The sequence below is a fragment of the Cryobacterium sinapicolor genome (assembly GCF_004403465.1).
GTDB classification, from domain to species: Bacteria; Actinomycetota; Actinomycetes; order Actinomycetales; family Microbacteriaceae; genus Cryobacterium; species Cryobacterium sinapicolor.
On record NZ_SOGQ01000080.1, the window covers coordinates 1 to 19,060 of the forward strand.

16 protein-coding genes and 1 tRNA gene are annotated in these 19,060 nt (G+C 68.6%); 12 read left to right on the top strand and 5 right to left on the bottom strand.

Features of this window, described 5'->3' with window-relative positions; translation table 11 throughout:
• Positions 1 to 806: 806 nt before the first annotated feature.
• Together E3T28_RS14290 and E3T28_RS14295 are read right to left on the bottom strand one after the other, a co-directional pair.
• Positions 807 to 878: transfer RNA gene (locus E3T28_RS14290), tRNA-Arg, on the bottom strand.
• Between the two features lie 178 nt (positions 879 to 1,056).
• Positions 1,057 to 1,707: an iron ABC transporter ATP-binding protein gene (locus tag E3T28_RS14295; RefSeq protein ID WP_134432535.1), complete on the bottom strand. Its 651-nt coding sequence runs from the start codon at positions 1,705 to 1,707 to the stop codon at positions 1,057 to 1,059.
• A 53-nt stretch (positions 1,708 to 1,760) separates the two neighbouring features.
• Here E3T28_RS14295 and argS point away from each other — a divergent pair, with 53 nt between their 5' ends.
• From argS to pdxH, 10 genes are all read left to right on the top strand, one after another.
• The gene (argS, locus tag E3T28_RS14300; RefSeq protein ID WP_134432537.1) at positions 1,761 to 3,437 is read left to right on the top strand and encodes an arginine--tRNA ligase; all 1,677 of its coding nucleotides are present in this window, start codon (positions 1,761 to 1,763) and stop codon (positions 3,435 to 3,437) included.
• A gap of 2 nt (positions 3,438 to 3,439) precedes the next feature.
• Complete coding sequence (locus E3T28_RS14305; RefSeq protein ID WP_166787048.1) at positions 3,440 to 4,219, top strand: LmeA family phospholipid-binding protein; 780 nt, start codon at positions 3,440 to 3,442, stop codon at positions 4,217 to 4,219.
• Positions 4,220 to 4,369: 150 nt separating this feature from the next.
• On the top strand, positions 4,370 to 4,654 hold the full coding sequence (locus E3T28_RS14310) for a hypothetical protein (protein WP_134432541.1): 285 nt from the start codon (positions 4,370 to 4,372) through the stop codon (positions 4,652 to 4,654).
• A 202-nt stretch (positions 4,655 to 4,856) separates the two neighbouring features.
• The gene (gene lysA, locus E3T28_RS14315) at positions 4,857 to 6,335 is read left to right on the top strand and encodes a diaminopimelate decarboxylase (protein WP_134432543.1); all 1,479 of its coding nucleotides are present in this window, start codon (positions 4,857 to 4,859) and stop codon (positions 6,333 to 6,335) included.
• Positions 6,332 to 7,669 carry a homoserine dehydrogenase gene (locus E3T28_RS14320; protein ID WP_134432545.1) on the top strand — a complete coding sequence of 446 codons (1,338 nt, stop codon included), beginning with the start codon at positions 6,332 to 6,334 and terminating at the stop codon, positions 7,667 to 7,669. Before lysA ends, E3T28_RS14320 begins: the two co-directional genes overlap by 4 nt.
• A complete protein-coding gene (gene thrC / locus E3T28_RS14325) occupies positions 7,669 to 8,790 on the top strand; it encodes a threonine synthase (protein ID WP_134432547.1) in 1,122 nt (373 codons plus the stop codon). Before E3T28_RS14320 ends, thrC begins: the two co-directional genes overlap by 1 nt.
• A complete protein-coding gene (thrB, locus tag E3T28_RS14330; protein WP_420898275.1) occupies positions 8,787 to 9,740 on the top strand; it encodes a homoserine kinase in 954 nt (317 codons plus the stop codon). Before thrC ends, thrB begins: the two co-directional genes overlap by 4 nt.
• A 413-nt stretch (positions 9,741 to 10,153) precedes the next feature.
• The gene (rho, locus tag E3T28_RS14335) at positions 10,154 to 12,742 is read left to right on the top strand and encodes a transcription termination factor Rho (protein ID WP_241979365.1); all 2,589 of its coding nucleotides are present in this window, start codon (positions 10,154 to 10,156) and stop codon (positions 12,740 to 12,742) included.
• Positions 12,742 to 13,821 carry a peptide chain release factor 1 gene (prfA, locus tag E3T28_RS14340; RefSeq protein WP_134432551.1) on the top strand — a complete coding sequence of 360 codons (1,080 nt, stop codon included), beginning with the start codon at positions 12,742 to 12,744 and terminating at the stop codon, positions 13,819 to 13,821. The genes rho and prfA overlap by 1 nt, the downstream gene beginning before the upstream one ends.
• Positions 13,822 to 13,929: 108 nt before the next feature.
• Complete coding sequence (pdxH, locus tag E3T28_RS14345; RefSeq protein ID WP_174776854.1) at positions 13,930 to 14,571, top strand: pyridoxamine 5'-phosphate oxidase; 642 nt, start codon at positions 13,930 to 13,932, stop codon at positions 14,569 to 14,571.
• 83 nt (positions 14,572 to 14,654) lie between these two features.
• On the opposite strand, the gene E3T28_RS14350 is transcribed toward pdxH, so the two are convergent.
• From E3T28_RS14350 to cysK, 3 genes are read right to left on the bottom strand one after another with little or no spacing between them, the layout of a single operon-like run.
• A complete protein-coding gene (locus tag E3T28_RS14350) occupies positions 14,655 to 15,662 on the bottom strand; it encodes an isopenicillin N synthase family dioxygenase (RefSeq protein WP_134432553.1) in 1,008 nt (335 codons plus the stop codon).
• Positions 15,663 to 15,675: 13 nt separating this feature from the next.
• Positions 15,676 to 16,254, bottom strand: coding sequence for a serine O-acetyltransferase EpsC (epsC, locus tag E3T28_RS14355; protein ID WP_134432555.1), 579 nt, complete (start codon positions 16,252 to 16,254; stop codon positions 15,676 to 15,678).
• 27 nt (positions 16,255 to 16,281) lie between these two features.
• Positions 16,282 to 17,220, bottom strand: a complete 939-nt coding sequence (cysK, locus tag E3T28_RS14360) for a cysteine synthase A (RefSeq protein WP_134432557.1) — start codon at positions 17,218 to 17,220, stop codon at positions 16,282 to 16,284.
• An 86-nt stretch (positions 17,221 to 17,306) separates the two neighbouring features.
• Here cysK and prmC point away from each other — a divergent pair, with 86 nt between their 5' ends.
• Complete coding sequence (prmC, locus tag E3T28_RS14365) at positions 17,307 to 18,227, top strand: peptide chain release factor N(5)-glutamine methyltransferase (RefSeq protein ID WP_134432559.1); 921 nt, start codon at positions 17,307 to 17,309, stop codon at positions 18,225 to 18,227.
• Positions 18,228 to 18,267: 40 nt separating this feature from the next.
• A complete protein-coding gene (locus E3T28_RS14370; RefSeq protein ID WP_134432561.1) occupies positions 18,268 to 19,059 on the top strand; it encodes an L-threonylcarbamoyladenylate synthase in 792 nt (263 codons plus the stop codon).
• Position 19,060 lies beyond the last annotated feature (1 nt).

Consider the following 19,060-nt stretch of genomic DNA (forward strand, 5'->3'; position numbering starts at 1 on the left):
GCGAGGCCGACCCGGGCCGGATGTTCGGCGGGCGCCGTCCCGCGGTCCGGGTCATCATGACCCAGAAAGCGCTCACGAACCGTCAGCCGGACCAGCCGGATCAGCCGGGTCAGGCGGGTCAGGCAGGTCAGGCAGTTCCGGCAGGTCCGGCAGGTCAGCCGGGTCGAGCAGGTCAGCCGGGTCGAGCAGGTCAGCCGGGTCAGCCGGGTCGAGCAGGTCAGCCGGGTCAGCCGGGTCGAGCAGGTCAGGCGGGTCAGTCAGGGGATGCTGGTCAGGTCAGCGACCACGGGCCGGGCGAACCGGCTACGCATGGGCAGATCGAGGGCAGCCCGGTCCCGATCTCGCAGGAGAGCATCGACCGGCTCCTCTGCGACACCGGCTCCCGCGGCATCACGTTCGACGGCAACGGCCAGATCATCAACGTCGGCCGCGACGAACGCCTCTTCNTGATCATCCGAACCGGCACCCAGTACTGGCTCCGGCCACCGGGCGAGGTCGCCCCGGAACAGACGCTGATCGCACTGCCCAGCAAGCGGACCTGAGGCGGGAGTTCGGCCTCTGGTCTCGGCAGGATCGACCACCGGGACGGGAACCTTCGGAGGGCGGTGCACCGGGTCCCGGCAGGATCGACCCCCGGGGTGGGAGCCTTCGGAGGGCGGCGCACTGGGATGGGAGCCTTCGGGTGGCGGTGCACCGGGTCTCGACGGGCTCGAGCACCGGGGTGGGCGGCTTCGGAGGGGCCCTCTTCGGGCCGGGCCGAGGAGTTGTTTCTCTGCGGCATCACGCGCTCGTGGTCAAGCTCAAGGTGCCCCCAGGCAGATTCGAACTGCCGCCCCTGCCTCCGGAGGGCAGTGCTCTATCCCCTGAGCTATGGGGGCCAGGGAAAACACTAGGTTACCAGCATCCGGGCAGCCGATGTTCCGCATCGACTTCGACGGACGCGGTCGAGCTCGCCCGGCACACCACCCGAACTCGACCGGAAGTGCCCAAATCGGCGGGTGCGGGCGGGCTCGGGCGGGTTCCGGCCGGTTCTGGCGAGGCGTCCGCCCGGGCGTGTTACTCCAGGTTCGAGACCGCCGCGGCCACGAGCGCTTCGGCGTCGCCCGGCTCGAAAAATGCCGACGAGCCGACCGTGATCCAGTAGGTGGAGGTGAAGACCTGTGCCACTCCGGTGCCGCCGGAAGCCGAGAAGTAGCCTTCAACGGCGGGTGGGGTGCCATAGGTCGGAACGATCTGGCTGGAACTGACGGCCTCGTTCGTCAGCTGTGACCGCAGCACGTCATTCGGCTGGGTCACCGAGACCTCGATGATTTCTCCGCTGGACTGATTCAGCAGTCCGCAGTTCAGCCCCTTGAATTCCGCCGCCGTCTTGCCCGTTGCGATGGTCGGATCGAAATCGGGGGCGGATCCGTAGTTCGGATTGAACGAGTAGATGTCGTCGAGGGTGAGCACCTGATCGCACGACAGGGAGACCGGCGTGCCGGCCGGCGCGACGGTGGGCGTAGGGGTGGGTGTTTCAGTCGCCGCGGGTGTCGCCGTGGCGGCCGAGGAAGCTGCGGAAGTCGACGTTGCCGACGGGCTGCTCCCCGGGTTGGAACCCGATGAACAACCGGCCAGAGCCACGACGGCGACCGTGCCGGTGGCGAGGAGAAGAGTGGAGCGCAGGAGCCGTCCGCGCGGAAGTCTGGGCGAGAGGGTGTGAGTCACGCTTGACCTTACCAAGAGGGGTGTCGTTGACCGGGCCGGTAAGCTTGCTTTTCGTGACTCCCGCTGAGCTTTCCCAATCCCTGTTCGACCTCATCCTCCAGTTGAGCGAGCGTCGACGCGAGGCCGGAACCCCGGTGGCCGACCTCAATCTGACCGTGGCGGATGTCACGCTTGAGCGTCCGAGAAACCGTGACCACGGTGACTGGGCCTCCAGCATCGCGATGAAGATCGCCAAGCCGCTCGGCTCCACCCCGCGCGAGGTGGCCGCCGAACTGGCTGCCGGGCTGGAACAGCTTCCCGACGTGGCCTCCGTCGACGTCGCCGGACCCGGCTTCATCAACATCCGTCTCGAGGCCGCCGCAGCGGGCGCGCTCGCCCGGACCATCGTCGACGCGGGCCCTTTCTATGGCACCGGGCACCTCTACGACGGCCTCAAGATCAACCTCGAGTTCGTCTCCGCCAACCCCACCGGCCCCATCCACATGGGCGGCGTGCGCTGGGCGGCCGTGGGCGACAGCCTCGCCCGGGTGCTGCAGGCGGAGGGCGCTGACGTCACCCGTGAGTACTACTTCAATGACCACGGCTCGCAGATCGACCGCTTCGCCCGCAGCGTGCTCGCCGGTTACCTGGGCGAGCCCACCCCTGAAGACGGCTACGGCGGCGCCTACATCGGCGACATCGCCGACCAGGTCGTGGCCAGCCACGCGGGCGACATCGCCGTCCTGTCCCGCGTGGAGCAGCAGGAAGTGTTCCGCAGCGTCGGCGTCGACTTGATGTTCACGGAGATCAAGGAGAAGCTGCACGGCTTCGGGGTGGACTTCGACGTCTACTTCCACGAAGACTCCCTGCACGAGTCCGGCGCTGTCAACCGGGCCATCGAACGGCTGCGCGAACAGGGCCACATCTTCGAGGAAGACGGGGCCATCTGGCTACGCACGACCACGTTCGGCGATGATCGCGACCGCGTCATCATCCGTTCCAACGGTGAACCGGCCTACATCTCCGGCGACCTCGGCTATTACCTCGACAAGCGCGAGCGGGGCTTCGACCAGAACCTGATCATGCTCGGCGCCGACCACCACGGCTATGTCGGCCGCATGATGGCCATGGTCGAGGCGTTCGGCGACGTGCCCGGCGTCAACCTGCAGATCCTGATCGGTCAGATGGTCAACCTGCTCAAGGGCGGCGAACCCGTCCGAATGAGCAAGCGCGCCGGCACGATCGTCACCCTCGACGACCTCGTCGACGCCGTCGGCGTGGACGCCGGTCGCTACTCCCTGGTGCGCTCGAGCAGCGACACCCAGCTCGACATCGACCTCGACCTGCTCGGCAAGCGCACCAACGAAAACCCGGTCTTCTACGTGCAGTACGCCCACGCCCGCACCTGCTCGGTCGCCCGCAACGCTGCCGCCGCCGGCGTGGAACGCACCGCGTTCGCCCCGGAACTGCTCACCCACGACAGCGAGTCGGCTCTGCTCGGCGTGCTGCAGGAATACCCGCGAGTCGTCGCACAGGCCGCCGAACTGCGCGAGCCCCACCGCATCGCCCGCTACATCGAAGAGGTCGCCGGCTATTACCACCGCTGGTACGACAACTGCCGGGTGATCCCGCTCGGCGATGAACCGATCACCGATCTGCACCGCACCCGTCTCTGGCTCAACGACGCGACCGGTCAGGTCATCCGCAATGGCCTCGGCCTGCTCGGCGTCTCCGCACCGGAACGCATGTAGGGGTGGACGCGTCCGCTCGAAAATCCCGGCGCCGCGGCCTCGGCGCATTCGTCGTCACAGGCCTGGTCGTGCTCGGCCTGGTCGCAGTGTTCTTCTTCATCGACGGTGGGCTGCGCGGCTACGCCGAGGACCAGATCGAGCAGGAGATCGCCGCGAACCTTCCCGACACCGTGACCGGAGACGTGGCCGTCTCCATCGGCGGATTGTCGGTCATCGCCCAGTACCTTGGTGGCAGCTTCGACCGGGTGGCCCTGGAATCCGGCGCCCTGACCGTGGACGGCGTGCCGGCATCCGTGCACGTGGTGGCGACGGATGTCCCACTCGACCAGTCGGAGCCCGTCGGCGACCTGCGCGGCATCATCGACCTCGAGCCCGACGCCCTCAACACGCTGCTGGCCCAGGCGCTGCCGAACGACGCCCCCGACGCCAGCGTGGCACTCGGGCAGGGCGAGATCAGCTACAGCGGCGACCTCGAGGTGCTCGGTTTCCCGATCGGCTACCGCGCCTCGGCGACGCCGAGCGTCGACGCCGACGCGCTGTTGCTCACGCCGAGCGGCGCCAGCGTTACCTCCGGCGGCGGCAGCATCGACGCCGGCAACTTTCTCTCGCTCGTGCTGGGTGAGGAACCGCTCCGCATCTGCGTGGCCCAGTACCTCCCCGAGGGGGTCAACCTGGCCGGGGTGAACGTGACGCCAGAGCGCGCGCGGCTCACGCTGCAATCGAGCGCGTTGACGCTCGGCCGGGAGTCGCTGACGACCCTCGGCAGCTGCAGCAACGGTTGAGCCGTGAACGGGGCCGGCCGCGACCGACCTGATCGCGACTCGCTCGTGAACACTGCGGACTGTGACCAAACCGGGGCCTGACACGACGCCCGCGGGGTCGTACGCTGAGGGAGTGCGCCCGTCGCGCATTCGCCTGGTTGAGGAGGCACCATGATTCTGCGCATTCAACATCCCGTGCCCGACTATGACCGGTGGAAACGCGCCTTCGACCTGGACCCGGCCGATCGCCGCGGATCCGGGGTGATCCGCTACACGATCCTCCGCTCGGTGACGGATCCGAACTTCGTCATGATCGACCTGGAACTGGGCACGATCCGGGAGGCGGAGAAGATGCTGCTCAAGATGCGGCGCATCTGGAGCAGCAGCGGCTCGACTGTCATGATCGACCCGGAGGCCTGGATCGTCGACGTGGCCGAAACCGCCGAGCTGGACTGATCCGCAGGCCGCACCGGCCGCGCAGCCCGCCGCGCAGCGGGGCGTAACGCGATTCGGCGCTCACAGCGGCGTTCGCTACACTCAGGGCACGTCCCCGGTACGCAACCGAAGGCATCCTTTTCACTGGCTTCAGGGACCAATCCGGGTTCGCTCGCCACTTTAGTGAGACACCCACTCGACATTTCCCGTGAGGTTTTCACCCGTGGCCACCAACCCGCTCGCCCCCGACTGGCTCCGCCTGCCCGACGACGCCAACGTGCTCGCCGACGGTCTCTGGCCAGCCACCATCGACCGCAGCACTCAGGGGGAGCTCACCATCGGCGGCTGCACCGCGTCCGCGCTGGCCGCCGAATTCGGCACTCCTCTCTACCTGGTCGACGAGACGGATGCGCGCGCCCGCGCATCCTCGCTCCGCGCCGCCTTCGAGGCCGAATTCGCCCGCATCGGTACGAGCGTTCACATCTACTACGCGGGCAAGGCGTTCCTGTCCACCGAGATCGCCCGCTGGATGCTGGCAGAGGGTCTCAACATCGACATCTGCAGCGGCGGCGAACTCGCTGTCGCGCTGGCGGCCGGCAGCCCGCCGAACCGGCTCGGCTATCACGGCAACAACAAGTCCCTGGCCGAGATCGACGAGGCCTGCCGCGTCGGCGTCGGCACCATCGTGATCGACAGCCCCGTCGAGATCGGCCGGGTCGCCGCGGCCGCCGCCCGGCACGGCATCGTGCAGGGCGTGCGACTGCGCGTGAACAGCGGCGTGCACGCGCACACCCACGCATTCCTCGCCACGGCGCACGAAGACCAGAAGTTCGGCGTGACCCTCGACGACGCCGCGACCCTGGTCGGCCGCATCCGGGACGAGCCGAGCCTCAGCTTCCGCGGTCTGCACTGCCACATCGGCTCGCAGATCTTCGGCACCGACGGCTTCGCCGAATCCGCGTCGCGCCTCCTCGCCGTGCACGCCGCCCTGCTCGCCGACGGTCCCGTTCCCGAGCTGAACCTCGGCGGCGGCTTCGGCATCGCCTACACGTCCGCCGACAACCCCACCCCGATCGGCGAACTCGCGGCCAGTCTGGCCGACATCGTCGCCGCGGAATGCGGCGCGCGAGGCATCCCGATTCCCGTGGTCGCCTTCGAGCCGGGACGCTACATCATCGGCCCGGCCGGAATCACGCTCTACGAGGTCGGCACCACCAAAGCCGTCGACGTGGCCGGCAACCCGCGCCTCTACGTCAGCGTCGACGGCGGCATGAGCGACAACGCCCGCCCCGCCCTCTACGGCGCCGACTACACCGTGCGGCTCGCCGGCCGGGTGTCGACCGCCGAGCCGGTGCTGGTGCGCATCGCAGGCAAGCACTGCGAGAGCGGCGACATCCTGGTCGACGCCGATTACCTGCCCGGCGACGTCGCCCCGGGCGACCTGGTGGCCATCGCGGCCACCGGCGCCTACTGCTGGTCGCTGTCGAACAACTACAACTTCCTCGGCCGGCCGGCCGTGATCGCGGTGGCCGACGGCATCCCACGGATGCTCGTGCGCGGCGAGACCATCGCCGACCTGCTCGCCCGCGACACCGGCGTCTCGGTCCCGGTCCCGGTCTCGACCGGCTCGACCACCGGGGTCTCGACCGGCTTGACCACCGCAGGCTCGACCACCGATCTACCGAAGGAACCCGCCCGATGATCGAATACCGCAATCTGCGCGTCGCCCTGCTCGGCGGCGGCTCCGTCGGCGCCCAGGTCGCCCGCCTGCTGCTCGAAAACAGTGAAGAACTCGCCAACCGGGTCGGCGCGAGCCTCGAGCTCGTCGGCATCCTGGTGCGCGACCTCGACGCCGAGCGCACCGTCGACCTGCCCCGCGAGCTGTTCACCACCGACGCCGAGACCCTGATTCTCGGCGCCGACGTCGTGATCGAGTTGATGGGCGGCATCGAGCCCGCGCGCGCACACATCCTGATGGCGATCAATTCCGGGGCGGATGTCGTCACCGCCAATAAGGCGCTGCTCGCCACCCATGGGCCCGAACTCTTCGCCGCCGCCGACCAGGTCGGCGCGCAGCTCAAGTACGAGGCCGCCGTGGCCGGTGCGATCCCGATCGTTCGGCCGCTCGGCGAGAGCCTCGGCGGTGACCAGGTCAACCGCATCCTCGGCATCGTGAACGGCACTACCAACTTCATCCTCGACCGGATGGACACCGAGGGGGACACCCTCAAGGAGGCGCTCGCCCTCGCCACCGACCTGGGCTACGCCGAGGCCGACCCGACCGCCGACATCGGCGGCTACGACGCGGCACAGAAGGCGGCCATTCTCGCCAGCCTCGCCTTCCACACGACCGTGCCGCTCGCATCCGTCTACCGTGAGGGCATCACCGCCATCACTCCGGCGCAGATCGAATCGGCCCGCAAGGCCGGCTACGTCGTGAAGCTGCTCGCCATCTGCGAACGCCTCGTCGACGCCGAAACCGGCCAGGAGGGCGTCTCCGCCCGGGTCTACCCGGCCATGGTGCACCGCAGCCACCCGCTCGCCTCCGTGCACGGCGCCAACAACGCGGTCTTCGTCGAAGCGGAATCGGCCGGCAGTCTGATGTTCTACGGCGCCGGGGCCGGGGGGGTGGAGACGGCGTCCGCCGTGCTCGGCGACCTCGTGTCCCTGGCCCGCCGCCACATCGCCGGCGGCCCCGGCGTTCCCGCGTCCCAGCACGCCGACCTGCCCGTCTTGGACATCGGCCGGATCGTCACGCGCTACGCCGTCACCCTCGAAGTGACCGACGAGCCCGGCGTGCTCGCCACGCTCGCCAGCGTGTTCAGCGACCACGGCGTGTCCCTGGCCCTGGTCGAACAGTCAATGACGCCGGCCCAGCCGGGCACCGCGAGTCGCTCCGCCGTCTCCGCCACGGCTACCCTAGTGATCGGAACGCACGAGGCCACGGAGGCGGCCCTGGCCGCCACCGTGACAGACCTCGCCGCGAACAGATTTGTCACCAATGTCGCATCCGTTTTGAGAGTTGAAGGAGCCTGATGTCCAGCGAACGAGAGACTCTGCCGAAACCAGCCGTGAAGACGGCTTCCCGGCAGTGGCGCGGCGTGCTGCGCGAGTACGCGGACCGCCTCAACATCACGCTTGAAACGCCGATCATCACGCTCGGCGAAGGTGGCACGCCGCTGATTCCCGCTCCGGCGCTTTCCGCGCGCACGGGGGCGAAGGTGTGGATCAAGTACGAGGGTATGAACCCGACCGGTTCCTTCAAGGACCGCGGCATGACGATGGCCATCTCCAAGGCCGTCGAGGACGGTGCCAAGGCCGTCATCTGCGCGTCCACCGGCAACACCTCCGCGTCAGCCGCCGCTTACGCGACCCACGCCGGCATCCAGGCCGTCGTGCTGGTGCCCGAGGGCAAGATCGCCATGGGCAAGCTCAGCCAGGCCATCGCGCACAACGCGCAGCTGCTGCAGGTGCAGGGCAACTTCGACGACTGCCTCGACATCGCCCGCGACCTTTCCGCGAACTACCCCGTGCACCTGGTCAACTCCGTCAACCCGGACCGGATCGAGGGCCAGAAGACGGCCGCCTTCGAGGTCGTCGAGGTGCTGGAAGACGCTCCGGACATCCACATCGTCCCCGTCGGCAACGCGGGCAACTACACCGCCTACACGCGCGGCTACACCGAAGAGCTCGAGCGCGGCGCCACCAGCAAGCTGCCGCGCATGTTCGGGTTCCAGGCTTCCGGCAGCGCGCCGATCGTGCTCGGCCACCGCGTCGACCACCCGGAGACCATCGCCAGCGCCATCCGCATCGGCAACCCGGCCTCGTGGGACCTCGCCCTCGCCGCCCGCACCCTGACCGACGGCTACTTCGGCGCGATCAGCGACGACAAGATCCTCGAGGCCTACCGCATCCTGTCGGCCGAGGTCGGCATCTTCGTCGAGCCGGCCTCCGCGATCAGCGTCGCGGGCCTGCTCGAACGCGCCGAGGCCGGGCTCATCCCGTCCGGATCCACCGTGGTGCTCACGGTCACCGGCCACGGCCTGAAGGACCCGCAGTGGGCACTCCGCACCGCGGACGGCTCCGACGTGAAACCGACCATCGTGCCCGTCGACACCGCCGAAATCGCCAGCGTCCTCGGGCTGGTGCAGAAGTGACCATCGCCGAGGCCCTCTCCGGCAAGTCGGCGCTCTCGGGCCGGTCCGTCACCGTGCAGGTACCGGCCACCACGGCCAACCTCGGCCCCGGCTTCGACACCCTGGGTCTCGCCCTGGCGCACCACGACCACCTCGAGGTCTCCGTTCGCGACGAGCCGGGCGTCGCGGTCGAGGTGCACGGCGTCGGAGAAAGCGTGGTGCCCACCGATGAGACGAACCTCGTCGTGCGCGCCATCATCCACACCTTCGCCGCCTACGGCCAGGTACTGCCCGGTCTGAACCTCGTTGCCCACAATGAGATTCCGCACGGCCGCGGCATGGGCTCGTCCGGCGCCGCCATCGTCTCCGGCATCATGGCCGCGAAGGGCTTACTCGAGGGCATCGTCGACATCGATCCCGAGGCGCTCCTGGCCCTCGCGACCGAGATGGAGGGGCATCCCGACAACGTGGCACCGGCCCTGTTCGGCGGGCTCACGATCGCCTGGATGACGCCCGAAGGACCCCACCACAAGAAGCTGATGGTGCACCGCGGCGTCAAACCACTCGTATTCGTTCCCGAGCACGCCATGTCCACAGCGCTGGCCCGCAGCTTGCAGCCCGAAAGCGTTCCGCACGAAGACGCCGTCTTCAACGTGTCGCGCTCTGCCCTGTTGATCGCGGCTTTGATCCAAAGCCCCGAACTCCTGCTCGCGGCCACCGAGGACAAGCTGCACCAGAGCTACCGTGCCGCCGCCATGCCGGAGACGAACCGGCTGATCACTCTGCTCCGGGAGCACGGCTTCGCCGCGGTCGTGTCCGGTGCCGGTCCGTCGATCCTCGTTCTCGCCAGCGACCCGGCACAGCGCCTCGTCGCGGCCGAACTCGTCGCAGCCGAGTCCGAGACGCCCTGGCAGGCGCTCATGCTGGCCGTCGACGTGCTGGGCGCGACCGTCACCCGCACCGACCGCTAACCAATTCGACGGAGATTCTCGTCTGAAAGCGCTCTTTTGAGCTGGTTGGCCCCGATCCGGGCGAAATCTCCGTCGAATTCGTTCGGCCAACGGTGGGTGACGACTCAGCGCCCAGGTCTCCGCGGACGCACTCGCCGCGAGCGGCAACGGAACGCCGAGGACACGCCGCAACAGTCGGTCCTCGGCGTTCTTGCGTTCTGCTACAGTGAAGGAGTACCCGATGGAACCGCCTAACGACCGGCTCCCTTCTCCGGTGCATTCCCTGTAACTCACTGCTATCGCATCATCTATGCGTAGCTGTGTGTGTTCACTTCAATCCACATCACTTTGGGATTGGACCACCCGCAGCGCGTGAGACGCTGCAACAGCTTCCCTGGCCAGCACGCATGACGCCAGGGGAAAGGACAATTTTCGTGACTGACGTCAACCTCCTCACCCCCGGTGCGGATTCCTCGCACCTCACCACCCTTCGCGTCGCCGAGCTTCAGGCTCTGGCACTCGAACTGGGTATCCCGGGTGCATCCAAGCTCCGCAAGGGCGAGCTCGTCGGAGCCATCTCCGCCCAGCAGGCCAAGAACGCATCCTCGGGCGTCGATGCCGATTCCACGGCTACGGATGCTCCGGCATCCGCTTCCGGCGACGAGGCCCCCTACGCGGCCGAAGGGGTGACCGGCACCGCCTCCGATGCCGCCGTTGCAGCGCCGCGCAAGCGCGTCTCGCGCCGCGCCTCCACCGCGACTGCGGCTCCCGCCGTGGCGCACGTCAACGCTGACGGTGAACTGGGCATCGGCATGATCGTTGCGGATAACGCCGCGACCCTCCGCCGCACCACCGCCCCCACCACCTACGCCGGCTCCTCGTCGGAGTCGCCCGCGACCGAGGCTGCCCCGGCCGAGAAGCCGGTTCGCCAGGCTCGCAAGCGCGCCACGTCGGTCACCGTGAAGGCAGCGGCCGAGGCGGTCGCCGCCCCGAACACGGCCACCGAGTCATCCGTCGAGGCGCCCGCCGGCCCGACCCCGTCGGTCACCGAGGTGGCCCCGGCCGCCACCGAGTCCGCACCTGCGGCCGAGGAGACCACCGAGTCCGCACCCGCGGCCGAGCAGACCCCCGAGTCCGCACCCGAGACCGCTGGTTCCGGCCGGTCGCGTCGCGGCAGTTCACGCAGTGGCCGCAACGGTGGCGCCCGCAACAGCATCGACGCCCGTAGCAGCATCGACGCGCGCAACGACGCCCACGAGCTCGCCACCGAGACGGTCACCGAGTCCGGCACCGAGCAGCACGCTTCGGCCGAGACGGCAGTCACCGAGCAGGCCGAGTCGGCGGAGCAGGGCGACCAGGCCGAGCAGGCCGAGCAGGCCGAACCGTCCGAACAGCCCCGTCAGGGCCGCAACCGCAACCGCAGCCGTGGGGGCGACCGTGCCCAGGGCGCCGAGCGTGGTGAGGATTCCACCCGGCAGCAGCGTCAGACCGGCAACCGCGGCCAGGGTCAGGACAACCAGGGCCAGGACCGCAACCAGGGCCAGGACCGTCAGGCCCAGCAGGGCCAGGACCGTGGCCAGGACCGCAACCAGGGCCAGGACCGCAACCAGGGCCAGGACCGCAACCAGGGCCAGGACCGTCAGGACCGTAATCAGGGCCAGGACCGTAATCAGGTTCTGGACCGCCAGGACCGCAGCCATGGCCAGGACCGTCAGGACCGCAACCAGGGCCAGGACCGGAACGCCGGCCCCGACCGCGCCGGACTCGAAGACGACCTGAACGGCCGCAGCAACCGCAACCGATTCCGTGACCGCAAGCGTCGCGGCGTCACCACCGGCGACGACTTCGAGCCGGAGCTGAACGACGACGACGTGCTCATCCCCGTCGCGGGCATCCTCGACGTTCTCGACAACTACGCGTTCGTGCGCACCTCCGGCTACCTGCCTGGTGCCAGCGACGTCTACGTGTCGCTCGGCCAGGTCAAGAAGTACAATCTGCGCAAGGGTGACGCCGTCGTCGGTTCCATCCGTCAGCCGCACGAAGGCGACCAGAGCGGCCGCCAGAAGTACAACGCGATCGTCAAGGTCGACTCCATCAACGGTCTGACCGTCGACGAGGCCGCGAACCGCGTCGAGTTCCAGAAGCTCACCCCGCTCTACCCGACCGAGCGTCTGCGCCTCGAGACCGAGCCGGGCAAGCTGACCCAGCGGATCATCGACCTGGTCGCCCCCATCGGCAAGGGCCAGCGTGGCCTGATCGTTGCACCGCCCAAGGCCGGTAAGACCATCGTCATGCAGCAGATCGCCAACGCCATCGCCACGAACAACCCCGAGGTTCACCTCATGGTCGTCCTGGTCGACGAGCGTCCCGAAGAGGTCACCGACATGCAGCGCACGGTGAAGGGTGAGGTCATCGCCTCCACCTTCGACCGTCCCGCCGAAGACCACACCACGGTCGCCGAGCTCGCCATCGAGCGCGCCAAGCGTCTCGTCGAGCTGGGCCACGACGTTGTCGTGCTGCTTGACTCGATCACCCGCCTGGGCCGCGCCTACAACCTGACGGCCCCGCCGTCGGGCCGGATCCTCTCCGGCGGCGTCGACGCCTCAGCGCTCTACCCGCCGAAGCGTTTCTTCGGCGCCGCGCGTAACATCGAGAACGGCGGCTCGCTCACCATCCTCGCCTCCGCCCTGGTGGAGACTGGATCCAAAATGGACGAGGTCATCTTCGAGGAGTTCAAGGGCACGGGAAACATGGAGCTCCGCCTGTCGCGCCACCTGGCCGACAAGCGCATCTTCCCCGCGGTGGATGTCAACGCATCCGGCACCCGTCGCGAAGAAATGCTGATGAGCGCCGACGAAGTCAAGATCACCTGGAAGCTGCGCCGCGCCCTCGCCGGGCTCGAGCAGCAGCAGGCGCTGGAGGTCATCCTCGGTCGCCTCAAGGAGACCACGTCCAACGTCGAATTCCTGATGCAGGTCCAGAAGTCGATGCCGACCCTCGGTGGGTCAGACAAGGATCACTGATGTTCGAGTCTGTCCTGACTCTGCTGGCTGAGCATGACGAGCTCCAGTCTCAGCTGGCGGATCCCGAGCTGCACGCGAACCCGGCCCGCTCGAAGAAGGTCAACCGTCGTTACGCCGAGCTGAGCCGCATCATCGCGGCCTGGAACGAGTGGAAAGAGATCGGCGAGAACCTCGACGCCGCGCGTGAACTCGCAGACGAGGACGCCGACTTCGCCGCGGAGATCCCGGGTCTGGTGGAGCAGTTGGAGATCGCAGCCGAAAAGCTGCGGCGCCTGTTGATTCCCCGCGACCCGCTCGATGCCCGCGACGTGATCATGGAGATCAAGATGGGTGAGGGCGGTGCGGAATCCGCACTGTTCGCCGCCGACCTGCTGCGCATGTACCTGCACTATGCGGAGTCGAAGCGATGGAAAACCGAGATCATCGAGCAGACCACGAGCGACCTCGGCGGCATCAAGGACATCCAACTCGCCATCAAGGGCAACGCGAGTGACCCTGCCGAGGGCGTCTGGGCGCACCTCAAGTACGAGGGCGGCGTGCACCGCGTTCAGCGGGTGCCGGCCACCGAGTCGCAGGGGCGCATCCACACGTCCGCCGCCGGGGTGCTCGTCTTCCCCGAGGTCGACGAGCCTGAAGAGGTCGAGATCAGCGCGAACGACCTCAAGATCGACGTGTACCGATCGAGCGGCCCCGGCGGCCAGTCCGTGAACACGACGGACTCCGCCGTGCGCATCACGCACCTTCCGACCGGCATCGTCGTGGCCATGCAGAACGAGAAGAGCCAGCTGCAGAACAAGGAAGCCGGCATGCGCGTTCTGCGAGCCCGCGTGCTTGCCCGGCAGCAGGAGGAGATCGACGCGGCGGCCTCTCTCGTGCGCAAGGGCCAGATCCGCACCATGGACCGGTCGGAGCGCATCCGGACCTACAACTTCCCGGAGAACCGAATCGCGGATCACCGCACCGGCTACAAGGCCTACAACCTGGACACGGTCATGAACGGCGCCCTTGACGCCGTGATCGACTCCTGCATCACGGCCGACGAAGCCACCCGGCTCGCGGAGATCGGCGACCACGACTGATCCCGCTCATTGCGGTGGCCCAGCGCCCGCTCTCTCGTAGTCTGGAGAGAGCGGCGGCTGGGCTTTTCGCGTTCTCCGCCGGGTAACGACGACGAGGCGAGGATGCTGATGGAATCTCTGACGAGTCACACCGACTACGGCGCAGTGAGCCTGACCGAGGCGCAGGTCAACGTCGATCCGATGCTCGAGTTCGCGGCCTGGCTGGGGGCTGCCGAGCGGGCCGGGCTCTACGAACCCAACGCCATGGTCGTCGGCACCATCGACCCCGACGGGCGGCCGAGCAGCCGCACGGTGCTGCTCAAGGGGCTCGACGGCAGCGGGTTCGAGTTCGTCACCAACTATGACTCGCGCAAGGGACGGGCGCTCCGAGCCAATCCCGGGGTGACACTGCTGTTCCCCTGGTACCCGATGCAGCGCCAGGTGATCGTCTACGGCACTGCCCACGCCACGGATGCCGCCGCCAGCGACGCCTATTTCGCGCGTCGTCCGCGGCCCGCCCGCATCGCCGCCCTTGCCAGCGAGCAGTCCGAGCCGATCGTGAGCCGTGAACGGCTCGAGGAGCAGGTACGGGAGATCGAGCGCCGCTACCCCGACGATACCGAGATCCCGCGGCCCGCCGACTGGGGTGGGTTCCGGGTCGTTCCCCACGCGATCGAGTTCTGGCAGGGCCGCACGTCCCGGCTGCACGACCGCCTGCGCTTCACGGCGCAGGAGAGCGGCGGTTGGATGCTGGAGCGCCTGCAGCCGTAGCGGCCGCGGGCTCGCAGCATCCGTCGTCGTCGGCGCGGTGGCCGAAGTCAGTCCGGGTCGGAGTCAGGCCAGGTCGGAGTCAGTCAGGCCAGGTCGGAGTAGTGGATGGCCGCCACGTCCGGGTGCGCCCGCAGGCGGCTCTTCAGAGCATTCTCCCCGTAGCTGGCGAAGATCGGGTTCTCCGGGTCGGCCGTGATGCCGGGCGAGTCGAGGGAATGCGGCAGGGTGAGCAGCGGGATGGTCGCGTCGAGCGCGGGTCCGAAGAAGAACGGGATCGAGACCCGGTCGTCGCCGATCAGAGGGGAGATCACCCGGTGCACGGTGGCCTTGAGGTAGCCGTTCGTGGCCACCTCGAGCAGCTCGCCGATATTGACCACGAAGGCGCCGTCGAGCGGGGGAGCGTCGATCCAGTCGCCATCCTTCTCCACCTGCAGCCCGCCCTTGCCGGGTTCCACGAACAGAAGGGTCAGCACCCCGGAGTCCTTGTGCGCGCCGACGCCCTGCCGAGGCGTGGGATCGGACTTGCCGGGGTAGCGAACGATTTTGATCAGGGTGAACGGCTTCTCGGCGAAGGCCGCATCGAACACGTGCTCATCGGCGCCGAGCGACAGGGCCCAAGCCTGCATCAGGCGTAGGGCGATGGCGTTGAGCTCGGCGCGCCAGAGCGTCATCACCTCTTCGAGAGCGGGGAGGGTGGAGGGCCACTGGTTCGGTCCCTCGAGGCGCAGATAGTCGGCCCGCGTGGGCCGCGGCAGTGCCGGGCGGTCCGGTCCGATGTCGATCTGCTCGCGCCAATCGACCTGGCCCCGGGTGAGCTCGCCGCCCACCCGGGTGTAGCCGCGGAAGTGCGGGCTCTTCAGATTCTCGATCGCCATCTTGTCGGCTTCCGGAAGGGCGAAGAAGTCCCGGGCAGTGCGCATCACCCGGTCGACCAGTTCCGCGGGCACACCGTGGCCGGTCAGGTAGAAGAACCCGAAGGAGTGGGTGGCCTCCCGCAGATCGGAACGGAAGGCCTCCGCCTCAGCGTCGCTCCCGTCGAGCCGCGACAGGTCGAGAACGGGGAGGGTGCGGGGTGCGGTGTGGGTGGTCATGGGGTTCCATTCCTCAGTAGTCGCCGGGCAGCAGCCCGCGGGCGGATTCGATGGTGTCGGGCTTGGCCGGCTGCACGGTGGCCGGGATGCCCAGCAGCAGCGACTTGGGTGGGGCATCCCGGGTCACCACGGCGTTGGCGCCGATGGTGCTCCAGGCTCCGATGACGATGGGCCCGAGCACCTTGGCGCCGGCGCCGATCGTCACGCCGTCGTGCAGGGTGGGATGCCGCTTCTCACCACGGGTCACCCCGTGCCGGGTCTTACCGCCGAGGGTGACCCCGTGGTAGAGCATCACATCGTCGCCGATGTCCGAGGTCTCCCCGATCACGACGCCCATGCCGTGGTCGATGAACAGCCTGCGGCCGATCCGGGCGCCGGGGTGGATCTCGATCCCGGTCAGGAACCGGGTGAACTGCGACAGGAGCCGGGCCGGCAGCCGCAATCCGGCCACCCACAGGCGGTGCGCGACCCGGTACGACCACACGGCGTGCAAACCGCTGTAGGCCAGGAACACCTCGATGTTGCTGCGGGCGGCCGGGTCGTGGGCACGCGCCATCGCCAGGTCCTCACGGATGCTGGAGAAGACTCCCATTCGCTTTCCCGACTGCCCGGTTCCCGCCTAGTCCAGCAGGTCCTCGTAGAGCACGGTGGAGAGGTAGCGTTCGCCGAAGCTCGGCATGATCGCAACGATGGTCTTGCCGGCGTTCTCGGGGCGCTTGGCCTGTTCGATGGCGGCCCAGACGGCGGATCCGCCGGAAATGCCGGAGAGGATGCCCTCATCGGTGGCCAGCAGGCGCGCCGTGGACACGGAATCGGCGAGCGTGACGTCGGCGACCTCGTCGTAGACGTGCGTGTCGAGAACGGTCGGGATGAAGTTGGCGCCGATGCCCTGGATCTTGTGCGGCCCGGGCTTGCCGCCGGTGAGGATGGGGGAGTCGATCGGCTCGACGCCGATGACGCGCACGGAGGGCTTGCGCTCCTTGAGCAGCTGACCGGTGCCCGTGATGGTGCCTCCGGTGCCGATCCCGGCGACGAGGATGTCGACGGCGCCCGCGGTGTCGTCCCAGATCTCGACGCCCGTGGTCGCGTAGTGGATGGCCGGGTTGGCCGGGTTGTCGAATTGACGGGCCAGGACCGCCCCGGGGGTGGCGGAAGCGATCTCCTCGGCCTTGGTGACCGCGCCGCGCATGCCCTCGGAGCCCGGCGTCAGCACGATCTGTGCCCCGTAGGCACGCAGCAGCTGGCGGCGTTCGCGGCTCATGGTCTCCGGCATCGCCAGGATGACGGTGTACCCGCGGGCGGCTCCCACCATCGCGAGGGCGATCCCGGTGTTGCCGCTGGTTGCCTCGACGATGGTCCCGCCCGGGGCCAGCTCGCCGGAGGCCTCGGCCGCATCGACGATCGCGATCCCGATCCGGTCCTTGACACTGCCCGAGGGGTTGTAGAACTCCAGCTTGACCAGCACGGTTGCGTCGAGGCCTGCCGTGAGCCGATTGAGTCTGACCAGGGGTGTCCTGCCGACGGCAGCGGTGATGTCGGAGTAAATCTGAGCGGGCATCGGTGGTCGCCTTTCGATCGGGGTCACGAACCTCGCCCAGCCTACGGCTCCGGCATCGGGCGTGCGCGTGCGTTACATTTCAATACGTGACAACTCCACCCGGCAGCGATTCCATTCCCATCGGCCCCATTCCTGCCGACATTGCCGAATTGCGCGCCCGGGCCATCGACATCCTTTCCCGGGCCGGAATCGGCGACCCCGACGTCGACGCCGACCTCCTGATCGGCCATGTTCTGGGGCAGAGCCGCGGCCAGGTGCAGGCCGCCGCCATCCTGCGCACCGCCCTCGACGCCACGGATGCCGCGGTCGCCCTCGAACTCGTTCGTCGCCGCTTCCTGCGCGAGCCGTTGCAGCACATCACCGGGCGGGCACCATTCCGCGGTCTCGAACTCTTCGTCGGACCGGGTGTGTTCGTTCCCCGCCCCGAGACGGAGCAGGTGGCGCAGTTCGCCATCGACGCGCTCCGTGCACTTCCCGACGCGGAGCCGATCGGCGTGGACCTCGGCACCGGAAGCGGCGCCATCGCCCTCGCCCTGGCGGTCGAGGTGCCGAACGCGCGTATTTGGGCGGTCGAGAATTCGCCCGAGGCGTTCCCCTGGACCTCCCGCAACTTCGAGCATGTTGCCGCGGACAATGCCACCCTGGTGTTCGACGACCTCACCGACGCGTTGAGCGAACTCGACGGCACCGTGGCCGTGGTGATCTCCAACCCGCCCTACATCCCGGCGGATGCGATCCCGCGCGACCCTGAGGTTCGCCTCTTCGATCCGGCCCGTGCCCTGTTCGGAGGCCCCGACGGGCTGGACGTGGTGCGGCACGTCTCCCGCACGGCCCTGCGTCTCCTGCGTCCCGGCGGCCAGATCGTGATCGAGCACGGTGAACTCCAAGGCGCCGAGATCAGGGCTCTCCTGACCGCGGACGGCTGGCGCGCCCCGGCCACCCACCGCGACTACACCACCCGCGACCGCGCCACCACGGCCGTCGCCCCCGGGCCCTCCGATCGGTGAGGACGGCTCCCTCAGGGTGGCTGCATTAGAATCAGGCACAATGACTCGCATCTATGACTGCTCGGTTGACACGGAATACGCGGCCGGCATGAGGCTCGCGCGCTCGGCCATCGGCCGCGGCGCGCTCGTTGTCATCCCCACCGACACGGTCTACGGCATCGCCGCGGACGCCTTCGACCCGGACGCCGTGCAGCGCCTCCTCGACGCCAAGGGCCGCGACCGCTCCTCGCCGCCACCCGTGCTGATTCCCGGTATCCCCACCCTCGACGCCCTGGCCCAGAACATCCCGCAACCGGTGCGCGAGCTCGTTGCCGCGTTCTGGCCCGGCGGCCTCACGGTCGTGCTGAACGCCCAGCCGTCACTGGCCTGGGACCTGGGCGAGACCCGAGGCACGGTGGCCCTGCGGATGCCCGCCAACCCGGTTGCCCTCGACCTCCTTTCCGAGACGGGGCCCCTGGCCGTGTCATCCGCCAATACGAGTGGTCGACCCTCCGCCATCGACGCGGAAGGCGCCGAGGAGATGCTCGGCGGCAGCGTGGCTGTCTACCTCGACGGTGGGACGGCCGGACTCGGCTACGAACCCATCGGCGACCGGCCGGGGGACACCTCGTCGACCATCGTGGATGCGACCGGCTTCGAGTTCAACGGCGGCAAGGTCGTCATCGTACGGAACGGCGTGATTTCACGCGAGGCCATCGGGGCCGTCATCGGCGAGGCTCTCGCGCCGATCGGGTTCCGCCTGCCTGTGTCCAAGACCGCCGCCGAGACATCCGCCGGGCCTGCCGTCGAGGCGACCTCCGGACCGGACGATCCCGCGGCGGACGTAGGGTAGC

Excerpts from the sequence above, each read along its gene's own strand:
- cysK (WP_134432557.1), bottom strand. The coding sequence starts at position 17,220 with ATGCCCGCTCAGATTTACTCCGACATCACCGCTGCCGTCGGCAGGACA.
- E3T28_RS14370 (WP_134432561.1), top strand. The coding sequence starts at position 18,268 with ATGACTCGCATCTATGACTGCTCGGTTGACACGGAATACGCGGCCGGC.
- prfA (WP_134432551.1), top strand. The coding sequence starts at position 12,742 with ATGTTCGAGTCTGTCCTGACTCTGCTGGCTGAGCATGACGAGCTCCAG.
- epsC (WP_134432555.1), bottom strand. The coding sequence starts at position 16,254 with ATGGGAGTCTTCTCCAGCATCCGTGAGGACCTGGCGATGGCGCGTGCC.
- pdxH (WP_174776854.1), top strand. The coding sequence starts at position 13,930 with ATGGAATCTCTGACGAGTCACACCGACTACGGCGCAGTGAGCCTGACC.
- E3T28_RS14310 (WP_134432541.1), top strand. The coding sequence starts at position 4,370 with ATGATTCTGCGCATTCAACATCCCGTGCCCGACTATGACCGGTGGAAA.
- E3T28_RS14320 (WP_134432545.1), top strand. The coding sequence starts at position 6,332 with ATGATCGAATACCGCAATCTGCGCGTCGCCCTGCTCGGCGGCGGCTCC.
- E3T28_RS14350 (WP_134432553.1), bottom strand. The coding sequence starts at position 15,662 with ATGACCACCCACACCGCACCCCGCACCCTCCCCGTTCTCGACCTGTCG.
- thrC (WP_134432547.1), top strand. The coding sequence starts at position 7,669 with ATGTCCAGCGAACGAGAGACTCTGCCGAAACCAGCCGTGAAGACGGCT.